This window comes from Sporosarcina sp. YIM B06819 (assembly GCF_033485175.1).
Taxonomy (GTDB): Bacteria; Bacillota; Bacilli; order Bacillales_A; family Planococcaceae; genus Sporosarcina.
The window spans coordinates 36259-51299 of record NZ_JAWLIQ010000010.1; the positions used below are offsets into that span (position 1 = coordinate 36259).

Consider the following 15041-nt stretch of genomic DNA (forward strand, 5'->3'; position numbering starts at 1 on the left):
TCATTAATAGCCATAAGTCTTAAGAATAGCTCGGCGGACGTCGGCTTGCCAATGCTTCCATGTGTGGTCCCCTTTGAATTCTTCATAGAAGTATGGGAATCCTTTTCTTTCAATTTCATCCTTTAATGTCCGATTAGGTGTTAGGAAGTCTTGGACGCCGTCAACGGTTGTCTTTACTTCTGTTTCACCTTCTCCAATAACATGATAAATTGAGAAACGTGATGGATCTTTTGCGGCTTCTACAGCTTCAAGTACCAACTCGTCGACAAAAGGAGAATGTAAAATCACTTGTCCAAAACAATTTGGATATTTTAATGCAGTTAGCAGGGAAACCGTCGCTGCTAGCGAGTCCCCAATTAGTCCACGACCGGCGCCAATCTGATAGGTTGGGTAATTTTCATCGATATAGGGAACGAGTTCATGGGCTAGGAATCGAATATAGGCTTCAAGTCGATCGCCTTGTGGATGATACATTCGTCTACGTTCCAAAACGCTTTTATATGGGACGCCGACGACAATGACATTTTCAATGTCATCAGCATCCATTAATTCATCCACCACACGTCCAATTCGTCCGTATTGAAAGTAATCTTTACCATCTGATGCAATGAGTACAGAGTATTTATATAGGGGAGAATAGTTATGCGGCAAATGAATGAGCAGTTGCATATTCTCGTCAAGTTCTTGACTGTAAAGTGTGATGTCTTCAATTCTTCCGTATTTCATTATGGGAGACCTCCTAGAAGTGTATGTGTAGTGAAAGTGTAACATATCGTTAAGTATAGGTATAATGTTCGTAAGAAATTTAAAGGAGCTGAGGGGAAATGTTTAATGCGCACAAGAGTGTCCATTCAAAAGTGGTAACAGACGCGACGAAAGCGGCGTTGAAGCGACGTGGAGTGACGATAGAGGCGATTGCGGAAATTGTTTTTGAATTGCAACAACCGTATAATAAAGGACTTGAGATGGCTCACTGCATCGAATCTGTTGAGGGTGTGCTACGAAAACGGGAGCTTCAGCATGCGATTTTGGTCGGCATTGAGCTTGATGAGCTGGCAGAGCAAGGGAAACTATCAGCGCCGCTGCAACAAATTGTCGAGTCTGATGAAGGGTTATTTGGTGTGGATGAAACGATTGCACTTGGTGCTGTATTTACATATGGTTCCATTGCCGTGACAACATTCGGTCATCTTGATAAAAATAAAACCGGTATTATTAATGAGCTCGATACGAAGGTAGGAAGAGGCATCCATACGTTCCTCGATGATCTCGTTGCTAGTGTTGCGGCATGCGCGGCTTCGCGTATTGCGCATAGAACGCGGGACTTGGCAGAGGCAGGAGAAACATTTGAAGATATTGCACCGGATGAAACAATGCCTGAAACGAAAGTGAAGGGTGCGCAAATATAAGCTGACACAGTTGCAAGCAGCGGGGTTTCTTACTCTGGCTGCTTTTTTCTTTGAAACATTTGTAAACGCTTGCAAAAAACTGATTAATCATAAAAAAAGTTAACCCAATAGGTCGCATTTATGCTAAGATGGATTTTGAGACTATTTTAAGTTGAAAAAGGGGAGGAAGTTAAATGAAAAAAACGAAATTACGCTTGCTAGGATTTATGACGTTGTTGGCGTTACTTGTACTAGCTGCGTGTAATTCTGGTGATTCAGGTAGTTCTGGCAAAACAAAAGAAGATTACAAGTTCCTTAGTATTTTAACGGGCGGAACGCAGGGGACGTACTACCCGCTAGGTGGATCGTTTGCAGATTTCATCACAGAAGCGACGGGCATTAAGACAACAGCAGAGGTTTCACAAGCATCGGCTGCAAATATGACAGCTCTTCAAGATGGAGAGGGTGACATCGCATTTGTTCAAACAGATATCGCTTACTATGCTTCAAAAGGTGAGCTGATGTTTGATGGTGAAATCATTGATAGTGTCTCTGCTATTGGTGCTCTTTATCCAGAAACTGTTCAATTGATTACGTTAGAAAAAAATGGTATTAAAACATATGCTGATTTGAAAGGAAAGAAAATTTCTGTAGGTGCACCTGGATCAGGTACGTATGCCAACGCAGAACAACTTCTTGAAATTCATGGCTTGACAATGGCAGATATTAAACCACAAAACCTTGACTTTGGTGAGTCACAAGAGAGCTTGCAGGCTGGTCAAATCGATGCGGCATTCATCACTGCAGGGACTCCTACGGGTGCTGTTGAAGGGTTGAATGCAGTTGCAAGCGTTTTCGTTGTTCCGGTTGAAGATGCGAAAGCAGATGAATTGATTGCTAAATATCCTTATTATGCAAAGGAAGTAATCCCGGCAGGAACATATGGATTAACTGAGGATACACCAGCCGTTTCTGTAGGTGCTATGCTTGTAATTCAAAATGAAGTTCCTGAAGATTTAGGCTATGAAATTACAAAAGCCATTTATGATAATGCGTCAAAAATTCAACACGCTAAAGGAAAATTGATCAAAGCTGAATCAGGACTGAATGGAATTGGTATTCCAGTACACCCTGGTGCACAGAAATACTTTGATGAAGTGAACAAAAAATAACTTGTACTATGAGCGGGGCGGTGAGGCGTTATGCTTCGGCCGTCCCATTCTTTTTATTTTATAAGGCTAAGTACTATATGAAAGGAAGAGGCGGATGAAATACAATGTGATAATCCCGCTTATTCTTTTTGTTTTTGTAGTATTATTTTTGCTACCTATTAAACAAGCGTTTACGTTTACTGAACATCGGACGGAAAATCCGAAACTCTTTTATATTCCAGTAGAAAGCGATGATAGCTTTCAAATTCGGTATGTCCATTCCATCCATCTAACGGATGTCATCGAATCTTATGAAATAACGGCGGATCAAAAAATTCGGCTCGTTTCGATGCAATATGAAGATCTGGCAATTGGTTTACCTGGTTATGCGGAAGAAGGAGAAACATTTTCAGTGAATGACGGTGTGTATACGCTTACATATGATGACAATGTGATTGAGTCATTTGTCATGTTAATTGGTAATGTAGATGCAGAATTAGCTTTTCAATACGTTGGAAATGAGCTAAATTTAAAGAAACAACTAGTTAGAGGAAAGTCTTACACATTTTGTGTGAAAAAACTATCCATCTATCAATTACTGAAGGGGGTCAATATGAATGGAAAAAAACATAAAGCAGAATGATGCATTAGTTACCGAACCACAGCAAGAAGAATTCAAAATGCTATCAGAAGAAGAACAGTTAGAAATTCTTCAAAAGTATGACCCTGAATCAAATACCCGCAATGTTACTGGAATCTTTAAGAAAATCGTTTTTTTCGGTTTGCTCGCATTTTCCATCTTCCAATTGTATACCGCGATTGGAACACCTTTCACTGCCTTCGTTCAACGTTCGATTCACTTAGGCTTTGCATTGGCACTTATTTTTATCTTATTTCCCGCGAGAAAGAAAATTGGCGTTAAAAGGCATAAGGTTCCTTTTTACGATGTAATTCTTTCGCTTCTTGCAATAGGGGTTGGATTGTATTGGCCGATGTACATTGGTGAACTTGTGTTGCGTGTTGGACGTGTATCATCACTAGACATGATTGTTGGAGTTATCGCTATTCTCCTCACCTTGGAAGCGGCAAGGCGTGCGGTCGGATTACCGATTACTATCATCTCGGTGACGTTTTTAGCTTATGCATTTTTGGGACCTCATTTCCCAGGGTTTCTTGCGCATCGTGGGCAAGATTTGAAAAGTGTTGTTCAACTGATGTTTTATACAACAGATGGAATTTTGGGTACACCGATTAGTGTATCTTCAACATTTATTTTTGTGTTTTTATTGTTTGGAGCATTCCTCGTTAAGACGGGCGTCGGGGCTTATTTCAATGACCTTGCAGTGGTCTTGGCGGGTCGCTTAGTGGGTGGACCTGCAAAGGTTGCTATTTTCTCAAGTGCCCTACAAGGTACGATCTCGGGAAGTTCAGTTGCCAATGTTGTAGGTTCAGGTTCGTATACCATTCCAATGATGAAAAAGCTTGGGTATAAAAAAGAATTTGCAGGTGGTGTTGAGGCAGCTGCTTCGACAGGCGGTCAAATTATGCCACCGATTATGGGGGCGGCCGCATTCCTGATGGTTGAATTCATAGGCGGTGTTACGTACTGGCAAATTGCCAAAGCTGCTGCGATTCCAGCCCTTCTTTACTTCACGGGTGTTTGGATTATGACACATTTTGAAGCGAAGCGTGTTGGCCTTCAAGGAATGTCCGAAGATCAGATTCCTGATCGTAAAAAGACATTAAAGAAAATCTATTTACTATTACCGATTATCGGGATTATCGTCTTCTTATTAATCGGTATTCCAACGATGAAAGCAGCTCTTTTAGGTATCGTTTTAACAATTGTTGTGAGTTCGTTCGACAAGTCAACGCGTCTCGGATTCAGAGACATGATCGATGCGCTTGTTGACGGGGCACGTACAGCTCTTGCCGTTGCAGCAGCAACAGCATGTGCTGGGATTATTGTTGGTGTTGTTGTGAAGACTGGTCTTGGTCTTAGCCTAGCGACAGGACTCATTTCGGCGGCGGGAGGAAACATTTTCCTCACATTGTTCTTTACGATGCTTGCAGCAATCGTTTTAGGAATGGGTTCACCGACGACAGCCAACTATGTCATAACATCGACAATCGCTGCTCCGGCAATTATTACACTATTGATGTTAGATACTCCTGATGCAGTAGTTCCACTTGTCGTAGCTGTATCTGCGCATCTATTCGTGTTCTATTTTGGAATTATTGCCGATATCACTCCGCCTGTTGCACTAGCAGCATTTGCAGCAGCTGGTATTTCAGGTGGGGATCCTATTAAAACCGGTGTTACATCGGCGAAGCTTGCGATTGCGGCATTTATCATCCCGTATATGTTTGTCTTTAATCCAGCGATGCTGATGATGGGGGCATCGATTCCTGAGATTATCTGGGTCGTGGCCACCGCAATTATTGGAATGATTGCCATTGGTGCAGGAATGATCGGCTACTGGTACCGGAAGTGTAATTGGATTGAGCGTATTCTTGCGCTAGGTACGGGATTACTCCTCATCTATCCTGAAACAATTACGGATATTGTTGGGTTGGTCCTGTTTGTGGGAATGTTTGTCATTCAGTGGATGTCTAGAAATAAAGATGAAGATAATAATAAAATTGCGGTTGCTTCGTAATAAAATTATAGAACTCCCTTTGCTATTTTATAGTGAAGGGAGTTCTAATAATTTTATAGGTAGTCACTATGAAATAAGTTTTGGTGTACTTGACTCGGATAGATTACGAGGCGTATTATTAACATTGTCGGAATGTTTGGATATAAATGCAAGTTACACAAATACATATAGTAATTTATTTGCTATTAATCATCAGATGACCAGATGACTTAATAGTACTTGGAGGAGAGCACAATCACAAATAGACGCATTCAAACGAAGAAGATTTATGAAGAAGTGGAAGATTCATTAATGAATATGATCAAATCAGGTGAGTTACAGCCGGGTGATCGACTGGACTCTGTGGAGCAGCTAGCGGAAAGTTTTGCTGTTAGTCGTTCGGCCGTTAGGGAAGCACTTAGCGGTATGCGGGCGATGGGATTAGTCGTGATGCGACAAGGTGAAGGGACATTTGTCACCAAGTTTGATGCAGCGAACTTTTCTTTACCGATTACAGCAAGCCTGCTCATGAAAAAGGAAGACATTAAAGAATTATATGAAGTACGTAAAATTCTTGAGGTAGGGACTGCGGCTTCGGCAGCCACTTATCATGAGGTTGAAGATTTGACGGCTATTTGGGATGCTATTGAAGACATGAAAAATGCGGAAGCGAATGGTGAAATTGGTGAAGGTGCAGATTTACGATTTCATATGGCGATTGCCATGGCCAGTCACAATCAAATTCTTATTCACTTAATGCGCTCAGTGTCAGAAATCATGACGAACGTATTACGTGAAACGCGAGCAGTTTTAATTTATTCGGAAAAAAAGACGGTTACATTAATAGAAGAACATGAACGAATCTATGGGGCGATTCAAGCAAGACAGCCGGAGCAAGCACAGCGGTATATGTTGGAGCATTTAAATAATGTTGAAAAGTCATTAGAAAAGTATATGGTTTTTAGAAAATAACGGGGGTGACTGGGATGAAAGTTTCATTATTTATCACATGTATGTGTGATATTTTCTCGGCGAATGTTGGAAAAGATACTGTCGAACTTCTGGAGCGTTTTGGCTGTAAAGTTGATTTTCCAGAAGCACAAACTTGTTGCGGGCAGCCTGCATATAACAGTGGATATGTAAAAACTACAAAAGAAACGATGAAGCATATGATGACTGTTTTTCGGGATTCCGAGTATGTTGTAGGTCCGTCGGGTTCTTGTGTAGCGATGTTACGGAGCTATCATGATGTTTTCCGTGGGGATGCGGAGTGGGAGCAACAAGCGAAGGGATTTGGGGCGAAATGCTTTGAAATTACTCAATTTCTTGTGGATGTATTAGGTGTAGTGGATGTAGGTTCAACGTTTAAAGGCAAAGTGACGTATCATCCATCTTGTCATATGACGCGACTATTAGGTGTGAAGGAAGCACCTCTTCAACTATTAGAACAGGTCAAGGGTGTTGAACTTGTAAAATTGCCGCATGGTGAAGATTGCTGTGGTTTTGGTGGAACATTTGCAGTAAAAAATGCTGTGATATCTGGACAAATGGTGCAAGAAAAAGCGGATCATGTAATGGAAACTGGGGCTGAGTATTTAGTCGGTGGGGATATGGCTTGTTTGATAAATATCGGTGGACGCTTATCGAGAGAAGGACGCAATGTCAAAGTCGTCCATCTTACTGAAATATTAAACCATCGCTAAAAAAGGGGGACATATAGGTGAGTATTCGTATTGGTAAGGGTTCATTTGATAGCCGTGTTCAAAAAGGAATCGACAATGATTTCATGCTAAACTCAGTCGCCTCTGCTCAAACTCGTTTTAGAGATGGAAGAATGAATGCTGCAGAGGAATTAGGCAATTGGGAAGACTGGCGCTCATTGGGGGAAGAAATTCGTACACATACGCTACAACATTTGGATTATTATTTACAACAATTGAGTGATAATGTTGCTAAACGAGGGGGGCATGTCTTTTTTGCTGAAACGGCGGAAGATGCAAATGCCTATATTCAAGAAGTCGTCAAAAGGAAAAACGGTAAAAAAGTCGTTAAATCAAAGTCGATGGTGACGGAGGAAATTGGGTTAAACAAAGCGTTGCAAGATATCGGCACAGAGGTCGTTGAAACAGATTTAGGTGAATGGATTTTACAATTGGATGGCGATGCACCTTCCCATATTGTCACACCTGCTTTGCACTTGAATCGAGATCAAATCCGTGCGACATTTGCTGAAAAAAGAGGCTATGATAAATCCAATACACCGGAAGAATTGGCTTTATTCGCCCGTGAGCAATTACGCAAAGACTTTTTGTCGGCGGATATTGGTATTACCGGCTGTAACTTTGCAGTTGCGGAATCAGGTGCCGTGACATTTGTAACGAATGAAGGAAATGCACGCCTGTCGACATCGTTGCCTGATACGCAAATTACGGTGATGGGGATGGAACGAATTGTTCCTACGTGGCAAGAGTTAGATGTGTTAGTTAGTTTATTGACGAGGGCGGCAGTTGGACAAAAGTTAACAAGCTATGTCACGGCGATTACAGGTACTAGATTAGCAGGAGAAATAGATGGACCGGAAGAGTTTCATTTAGTGATCGTGGATAATGGTCGGTCAAAAATTTTGGGTACTGAGTTCCAGTCGGCGTTACATTGTATCCGCTGTGCGGCATGTATTAACGTTTGCCCGGTCTATCGTCATATTGGTGGGCATGCGTATGGTTCAATTTATCCGGGGCCGATAGGGGCTGTTTTGACGCCTTTATTGGATGGTTATGAAGAACATAAAGAATTACCGTATGCTTCGACATTGTGTGCGGCTTGTACAGACGTCTGCCCTGTTAAAATTCCATTGCATGAGCAATTAATTCGTCATCGACAGATTATTGTCGAGCGACAGCAGATGGCTCCAACAACTGAAAAGTTAGCGATGACTGGGTTCGTCAAATGGTCTACTAGTCCGGCAGCCTATGCATTCAGTACGAAAATCGCACGTACTGCTTTTAAGCCATGGACGAAAGATGAAAAATTGTCTAAGGGGCCAGGTCCTTTAAAAGAATGGACAGCTATGCGTGATTTTCCAGCACCAAGTAAACAATCATTCCGTTCTTGGTTTAAAGAACATCGCAAAGGGGAGGAATCCAAATGACCATTCAAAATCGAGATCGTTTTTTAGACAACTTGGCGAACAGTCTTGGTAGGCCGCGTCTTACGGAAGGAGTAGAGCGTCCGACGTGGAGCTTTAATCCGCAATGGCAAGTGTACGCGGATTATACGCAAGACCAATTAGTCGATGTATTAGAAAAGCAATGCAAAAAAATCCATACTACTTTTAAACGAACGGATAAAGAGGGGCTACCTGAGCTATTAATAGAAGTTATTGCCTCGTATGGGGGGCAAAAAGTGTTGGCGTCGAATGATCGACGTAACGAGGACTTTGGATTACCTGCCATTTTTGATGAACTTCAGCAGCAAGGTGTGGATATACGCCTATGGGATTCGGCGAAAGAAAGGGATAACCAGGTTTTTGCTGAACAAGCGGATATCGGCATCACATTCAGCGAAATTACACTTGCGGAGTCTGCAACTGTGACGTTATTTAATGATAAAGATAATGGTCGGACAATTAGTTTATTGCCGAGATGTTATATTGCCATTATACCGAGGAGCACATTGGTTCCACGTATGACACAAGCGACTAAAAAAATTCATGATGCGCATGTACAAGGACGGGAAGTGTCTTCTTGTATCAGTTTTATTTCTGGGCCAAGTAATAGTGCGGATATTGAAATGAATTTAATTGTTGGTGTACACGGGCCGGTGCAAGCGACGTATATTGTTGTAGATGATTGACATGAAACTACGAATCTTGGACACTTTGAAAAGAGTCCCGAGATTCGTTTTTGTTTTTCAACAAACTTTGGTATGATTCTATCAAGTACGTTGGCTGAAAAACGGCCACGAAAGGATGTTTATACATATGAAGAAAAAATATGTAGGTAGATTTGTGACGTCAGTAATGATGGCACTCGTTCTATTAATTTCTATTTTTCCAACTCCAACTCAAGGGGCAAGCGATTTACCACCTAAACATGAAATGCGTGCAGCTTGGATTGCAACAGTTGGCAATATTGATGTGAAAGCTGGAATGACAAAGGCACAGTATACGACTTGGGTACGTCAAACATTAGACCAATTGAAAGCCCAAAAATTCAATGCAGTTATTTATCAAGTAAAACCGACCAATGATGCTTTTTATCCTTCGAAGTTGGCTCCGTGGTCATCTTACATAACAGGAAAAAAACAAGGAACAAACCCGGGATATGATCCTTTATTGATCATGACGGAAGAAGCACATAATCGCGGCATGGAGCTACACGCATGGGTCAATCCTTACCGTGTAACAATGCCGGGACAAACCTTATCAAGCCTTGCGCCTACTAATGTAGCCCGTACCAACCCTAGCTGGGTTATTAAATACGGCAAACAGTATTATTTGAATCCAGGTCTTCCAGAAGTACAAAATTACTTGCTAGCGACAGTTGAAGAATTGGTTGCCAATTATGATATTGATGCAGTTCACATGGATGATTATTTTTATCCTTATAAAATTAAGAATGTGACATTCCCAGATCAAGCTGCTTTCAAAAAATATGGAACTTCTTATAAGAAAATTGCCGATTGGCGGCGCAATAATGTCAATCAGCTTGTGAAGGATATTTATTCAACGATTAAAGCAACGAAACCGCATGTACAATTTGGAATTTCGCCATTTGGCGTTTGGCGCAATCAATCGCTTGACCCTACTGGCAGTAATACCAAAGCGGGTGTTAATAATTACGATGATTTGTATGCAGACACTAGACAATGGATGAAAGACGGCAGCATTGATTATATTACACCGCAAATATACTGGTCTAAAACGTTGTCCGTTGCCAAGTATGAAACGCTCGTCAACTGGTGGAGCAAAGAAGTAGCGACTTATGCTAAAGTGCATCCTATTAATCTTTATATTGGTTTGGCCGATTATAAAGTTGGCACGGATGCTGATAAAGCGTGGAATAATAAAATGGAGTTGCCGAACCAGGTTATCACGAATAGAGCTGATGAAATGGTACAAGGCCAAATGCATTTTTCGTTAAAAAGTATACAAAAAAATAAACTTGGCTATGCAACCATTTTACAAAAACAACATTACAATTATACGGCAATCACCCCGGCGATTTCATGGGAGAATGATAGTCTACCTAAACTGCCAACATCTGTACAAGTGAACAAGGCTGCGGCTGGACTACAGCTTGAAATCGGGCAACAAACGACTGAACAACCAAGAAAATATATCATTTACCGTTTTGAAGGCAATGAAGAAGGTTCTTATCAAGATCCAAGAAATATTGTGGATGTTGTTTATAATGTGCAAGGACATACTGTATTCGTAGACAAAACAGTTAATGCGAAAAAAGTCTATACGTATGGTGTTGTTTCTGTGTCAGCGACGGGTGTCGAAAGTGAAGAGGCGTATGTTGTTAGTCGATGAATAGTAGCTAAAAGGTTGGGTCGAAATTTTTTGACTCAGCCTTTTTCTATTAATCACTCTCAAATGATAAAATTTTCCCATAAGTCACTCTATATCTTGTTGAAATCACACCGATATTATTATATAGTCGATGTTCAGTGTGTATTACTTTAGACATAATGATGGTTGGAGAGAGAGGGATAATAATGCGAAATAAACAAAAATTAACAAGTGGAATTTCATTCAGATTATGGATACTTATTATTCTGCTAGTCGCTGTGATTGGCACTATAATTGGCGTGACAAATGAATTTTCTAGCTTAAGGTGGATTATTTTACTACTCACATTGGTAGCGGTGGGTATTGGTTCAGCCATTTCCAATGAGGTGACAAGGAAAAAGATGGCCTTATTAAATGATGTTTCACAAATCACGCTTCAAATTGTTGATGGTGATTTAACAGCTAAACAGCTACCTGAATCGGCTGACGAGATAGGTCAAATTGGAATGTCCTTTAATCAAATGACGACTAATTTGCGAGCATTGCTAATAGATGTTCGACAAACGAGTGAATTATTAGTTACATCAGCAAGTGAACTATCTGCTGTGTCTGAGGAAACCTCTGCAAGTAGTGATGAAATTGGCGTTGCCATGCTGGAGATTACGACTGGCGCAGTTGGACAAGTGACAAATCTTGAAGAAACGAATAAGAGTCTAGGTCTTTTAATGACTTCTGTAGATAAAATGAACGATCAAAATCAGCATATTAAAGAAATTACTGCAATTTCTGAAGATGCAACGGCAAAAGGGCAAGATATTGTTGTCGTTCTTAAAAAGTCGAATGATGAATCAAAGTTAGCTGCTGATCAAATTAGTATCGGAATTACAAATCTTTACACGAAGCTAAAGGATATTTCGACGATAACAGATGCTATCAAAAATGTGTCCTCGCAAACGAATTTATTAGCATTAAACGCCAGTATTGAAGCGGCGCGCGCAGGTGAGCATGGAAAAGGCTTTGCGGTTGTTGCCGATGAAGTCAGGAAATTAGCAGAACAATCAAGTGTCTCGACAAACCAAATTCAGCAAATGATCATTGGCATTGAAAAAGAAGTTGAAAGTACCGTCATGGCAATGATGAAGACAACAACAATCACCACTCAATTGAACGCTGCTGTTCTTGATACAGAAGATGAGTTCAATAAAATCGCAGCATCAGTTCAAGAAACTTCAGCGGCAATGGAGCAGTTAAACGGTGAAATTCAGCAAGTGACTGCACAAAGCGTAGTTATCATTGATGCTATTCAAAATGTATCAGCTATTGCGGAACAAACGGCTGCATCGGCAGAAGAAGTGACGGCATCTGTCGATGAACAATCACAAGCAATTAGCAGTGTAACTACATTGGCACAAGGATTAACAGATTTAAGTGAAAGAGTAAATGAAGCCATTCGGAGATACAATTTATAACTGATGAATTAAGAACATCTTCTACAACCAGAAATGGGTGTGGGAGATGTTTTTTTTCTTTGTATTCTTTTGTCACAGGGGTTGTCTATACCGTGCCATATGCTAATAGACAAGGTGTTATTGTCGGCGCGGTGATGGGACCTTAGTGAGAAAGAAGGTGAATTATATGGCATATATCATCATCAACAATCTTATTCCGTCGTCTCTTTATCCACTCAAAGCAACGTATCCAATGACACCAGAATATATCACCATCCACAATACAGCTAATGATGCGACAGCCATCAATGAGATAGCTTATATGACGCGCAATACGGACGCAATATCATACCATGTCGCAATTGATGATAAACACGTAGTACAAGCCATTCCGTTTACGCGAAATGGTTGGCATGCAGGTGACGGCAATGGAGCTGGTAACCGTAAATCCATCGGCATTGAGATTTGTTACTCAAAATCCGGGGGGACTAGGTATAAGGCGGCAGAAGAAAATGCTATTGAATTTATTGCAAATTTGCTTCAACAATTTGGCTGGAACATGGATCGAGTCAAATGGCATGGGGATTGGTCGGGAAAGAATTGTCCCCATCGGATTATGGATGAGGGGCGAACGTTAGCTGTCCGAAATGCGATTGCTAAACGTTTGGCAGAATTGAACACGAATAAACCAATATCACCAAAGGAGGATGTACGCATGTTTAATCCAAGTTCTACAACACTTAAAGCTGCTTTCGAGCAATATTTAGCAGAGGCCGTTAAGGAGGGAGTGATGACGGACAAATGGCTAACGGATTTCAAGGCGGGGAAGCTATCGCTCGATGATGCGCTCGCACTGAAAGTCATTATTGACCAGCGATTGAAGAAGGGCTAATTGATATTTGTTGAAAAGTAATTAACTCAAGCATGTTTTAGTTTACTAGTTCTAAAAGCTGTTGTATACTGTTGTTACTGGTTCTAAAAGACTGCTCTATTTAGAGGTATACCGTTGGGTAAAAGGAAGTGCTTTACATGGAAATTCAAGAAATACTAAAAAAGATCAATCAAAGCGTAGACAACCTAGACTTGGTTTCGGCGAGAAGATACATTGAGAAAAACATAGAACAAGTAAGCCAAAATAGACATCATCTATGTAAAAATGCTAGGGATTTATTGGGCTTCCTACAAAGTGACGCTGCTAATGCGACAAGTGTTTATAACCGTCGCGAACTACACATGATTAATACCATTAACACATACGCGACTCGATTTGATGTTCGGGGGCTTAGATTATCTGTTAAAAATAATGCAGACTTATTACTGAAAAAAGACATACGACTCTATTTAAATGCAGATGCTAAGATTTTGCTAGAGGGCATGAAGGCTATTCAGGCGGGCTGAAAGTTAAGTGGGATGCTGTAATTGAGCGGATTATGTAAAAAAGTGACTTTCCTAAGCGGCGGTCACTTTTTGTGATGACTGAAATGAAAAAGACAGTGGAACAAAAATGGTTTTTATAGTTTTAAAAAAACTTTTGAAAAAGTGTTGACTTCTTTTGTAGATTAGCTATAATAGAACTTGTGCAGTAAGCAAACGCGCACAATAACTTCCCAGGTTCCATAGCTCAGCTGGGAGAGCACTACCTCGACAAGGTAGGGGTCGGCGGTTCGAGCCCGTCTGGGACCATATGAATAAGATCATTTATTCCGAAGCTTTGCATTAAAACATCATCCATATTGGATGATGTTTTTTTGTTGTTGCGGCTAAATTAGTGTTAAAGTTCAATGTAAGGCGTAATGAAATATTGATAGAGAAATGAAAATTATAAAATTGGGGAAATGTGGTGTTTCTAATCGATATACAAATTGAACTACCATTCGTGTATGATTTTGACCGCGCGCTTGATAGGCTCGCGGCTAGTCCCGTCAATGCGGTTGATTGTGCGCAGCGAAAGATCCGCATTCCGATGGCGGAAGGGAATGTTGTGACACTACGCGGAACGGGAACGACACAGCAACCAGCTTTCACAATAGAAGGGTTGCTAAATGATTATCAACTCAATGAAATCAAATCGATCTTTCATTTCGACAGGTCTCTGGATGGCATCCAAAGTCATTTTGTTGGGACTGATTTGGAACCGCTTTTTATGGAACATGTGGGGACGCCACTTATTAAAAGTTTTTCGTTATACGGGGATCTTATGACGAGTATTATCCATCAACAGCTTAATCTGTCATTTTCGCATACACTGACGAAGCGTTTTGTGGAGTCGTATGGAGAGCAAGTGGACGGCGTCTGGCGTTATCCGTCGCCAGAGCGCATTGCGTTGCTAGACGTCCAAGAGCTACGTGATAGGCAGTTCAGCACGCGTAAGGCGGAATATGTCATTGGCTTGTCGCGGTCAATTGTAGAGGGTGCGCTGGACCTTGAACAATTTAAACAAATGGACGATGAGGAAGTAGTAGCAAAACTGGTGGCATTTCGAGGTGTTGGACCTTGGACGGCACAAAACTTTTTAATGTTTGGGCTAGGACGCCCTAATTTATTCCCGTTGGCGGATATTGGTTTGCAAAATGCACTGAAGAAATTATGGGGTATGGATCGCAAGCCAACGAAAGAGGAAATGCTAGCTCATTTTCCAGATTGGTCGCCCTATTTGAGTTATGCCGCCCTGTATTTATGGCGCAGTATTGAGTAACCAACGTTTTCCCGGAACTATGCAACATACTGTCGAAAGTATGTAACGTTTTCCAAAAACTAAACAACGCACCGCCTGAACTAAGCAACGTAATCATCAAGCCATCCAACACCCTAAAATAAAACGACAGCTTTCCCATATTCGCATGGAAAAGCTGTTGTTAAGGTTCGCTTGAAATAGGGATTATCGGCATCGTCCATTCGGT

Annotated in this window: 14 protein-coding genes and 1 tRNA gene; 14 read left to right on the forward strand and 1 reads right to left on the reverse strand. The window is 41.1% G+C overall.

The features are described from left to right. Positions 1-3 precede the first annotated feature (3 nt). The gene (locus R2B72_RS08000) at positions 4-726 is read right to left on the reverse strand and encodes an esterase family protein (protein WP_318615932.1); all 723 of its coding nucleotides are present in this window, start codon (positions 724-726) and stop codon (positions 4-6) included. 98 nt (positions 727-824) lie between these two features. On the opposite strand from R2B72_RS08000, the gene R2B72_RS08005 reads away from it, so the two are divergent. From R2B72_RS08005 to R2B72_RS08070, 14 genes are all read left to right on the forward strand, one after another. Further along, entirely contained in the window at positions 825-1409 is a 585-nt protein-coding gene (locus tag R2B72_RS08005; RefSeq protein ID WP_318615934.1) for a phosphatidylglycerophosphatase A, read from the forward strand. 173 nt (positions 1410-1582) lie between these two features. Further along, positions 1583-2560, forward strand: coding sequence for a TAXI family TRAP transporter solute-binding subunit (locus tag R2B72_RS08010; RefSeq protein WP_318615935.1), 978 nt, complete (start codon positions 1583-1585; stop codon positions 2558-2560). A 94-nt stretch (positions 2561-2654) separates the two neighbouring features. Then, positions 2655-3182, forward strand: a complete 528-nt coding sequence (locus R2B72_RS08015; protein ID WP_318615936.1) for a DUF1850 domain-containing protein — start codon at positions 2655-2657, stop codon at positions 3180-3182. Between the two features lie 37 nt (positions 3183-3219). Beyond that, positions 3220-5199, forward strand: coding sequence for a TRAP transporter permease (locus R2B72_RS08020; protein WP_318616057.1), 1980 nt, complete (start codon positions 3220-3222; stop codon positions 5197-5199). Between the two features lie 234 nt (positions 5200-5433). Then, positions 5434-6150 (forward strand): FadR/GntR family transcriptional regulator, encoded by a 717-nt coding sequence (locus tag R2B72_RS08025; protein WP_318616058.1) that lies wholly within the window; start codon positions 5434-5436, stop codon positions 6148-6150. A 14-nt stretch (positions 6151-6164) separates the two neighbouring features. After that, on the forward strand, positions 6165-6881 hold the full coding sequence (locus R2B72_RS08030; protein WP_318615937.1) for a (Fe-S)-binding protein: 717 nt from the start codon (positions 6165-6167) through the stop codon (positions 6879-6881). A gap of 17 nt (positions 6882-6898) precedes the next feature. Next, on the forward strand, positions 6899-8326 hold the full coding sequence (locus R2B72_RS08035) for a LutB/LldF family L-lactate oxidation iron-sulfur protein (RefSeq protein ID WP_318615939.1): 1428 nt from the start codon (positions 6899-6901) through the stop codon (positions 8324-8326). Further along, positions 8323-9030: a lactate utilization protein C gene (locus tag R2B72_RS08040; protein WP_318615941.1), complete on the forward strand. Its 708-nt coding sequence runs from the start codon at positions 8323-8325 to the stop codon at positions 9028-9030. Before R2B72_RS08035 ends, R2B72_RS08040 begins: the two co-directional genes overlap by 4 nt. A 127-nt stretch (positions 9031-9157) precedes the next feature. Beyond that, positions 9158-10714: a glycoside hydrolase family 10 protein gene (locus tag R2B72_RS08045; protein ID WP_318615943.1), complete on the forward strand. Its 1557-nt coding sequence runs from the start codon at positions 9158-9160 to the stop codon at positions 10712-10714. A gap of 185 nt (positions 10715-10899) precedes the next feature. Beyond that, on the forward strand, positions 10900-12162 hold the full coding sequence (locus R2B72_RS08050; RefSeq protein WP_318615945.1) for a methyl-accepting chemotaxis protein: 1263 nt from the start codon (positions 10900-10902) through the stop codon (positions 12160-12162). 166 nt (positions 12163-12328) lie between these two features. Beyond that, positions 12329-13033, forward strand: a complete 705-nt coding sequence (locus R2B72_RS08055; RefSeq protein WP_412177809.1) for an N-acetylmuramoyl-L-alanine amidase family protein — start codon at positions 12329-12331, stop codon at positions 13031-13033. A gap of 137 nt (positions 13034-13170) precedes the next feature. Then, positions 13171-13539 carry a hypothetical protein gene (locus R2B72_RS08060; protein WP_318615946.1) on the forward strand — a complete coding sequence of 123 codons (369 nt, stop codon included), beginning with the start codon at positions 13171-13173 and terminating at the stop codon, positions 13537-13539. A 212-nt stretch (positions 13540-13751) separates the two neighbouring features. Continuing rightward, positions 13752-13824: transfer RNA gene (locus tag R2B72_RS08065), tRNA-Val, on the forward strand. A gap of 166 nt (positions 13825-13990) precedes the next feature. Then, complete coding sequence (locus R2B72_RS08070) at positions 13991-14836, forward strand: DNA-3-methyladenine glycosylase (protein WP_318616059.1); 846 nt, start codon at positions 13991-13993, stop codon at positions 14834-14836. Positions 14837-15041 lie beyond the last annotated feature (205 nt).

Coding starts and splice junctions, on each gene's coding strand:
- R2B72_RS08000 (WP_318615932.1), bottom strand. CDS start 726: ATGAAATACGGAAGAATTGAAGACATCACACTTTACAGTCAAGAACTT.
- R2B72_RS08005 (WP_318615934.1), top strand. CDS start 825: ATGTTTAATGCGCACAAGAGTGTCCATTCAAAAGTGGTAACAGACGCG.
- R2B72_RS08010 (WP_318615935.1), top strand. CDS start 1,583: ATGAAAAAAACGAAATTACGCTTGCTAGGATTTATGACGTTGTTGGCG.
- R2B72_RS08015 (WP_318615936.1), top strand. CDS start 2,655: ATGAAATACAATGTGATAATCCCGCTTATTCTTTTTGTTTTTGTAGTA.
- R2B72_RS08020 (WP_318616057.1), top strand. CDS start 3,220: ATGCTATCAGAAGAAGAACAGTTAGAAATTCTTCAAAAGTATGACCCT.
- R2B72_RS08030 (WP_318615937.1), top strand. CDS start 6,165: ATGAAAGTTTCATTATTTATCACATGTATGTGTGATATTTTCTCGGCG.
- R2B72_RS08040 (WP_318615941.1), top strand. CDS start 8,323: ATGACCATTCAAAATCGAGATCGTTTTTTAGACAACTTGGCGAACAGT.
- R2B72_RS08045 (WP_318615943.1), top strand. CDS start 9,158: ATGAAGAAAAAATATGTAGGTAGATTTGTGACGTCAGTAATGATGGCA.
- R2B72_RS08050 (WP_318615945.1), top strand. CDS start 10,900: ATGCGAAATAAACAAAAATTAACAAGTGGAATTTCATTCAGATTATGG.
- R2B72_RS08055 (WP_412177809.1), top strand. CDS start 12,329: ATGGCATATATCATCATCAACAATCTTATTCCGTCGTCTCTTTATCCA.
- R2B72_RS08060 (WP_318615946.1), top strand. CDS start 13,171: ATGGAAATTCAAGAAATACTAAAAAAGATCAATCAAAGCGTAGACAAC.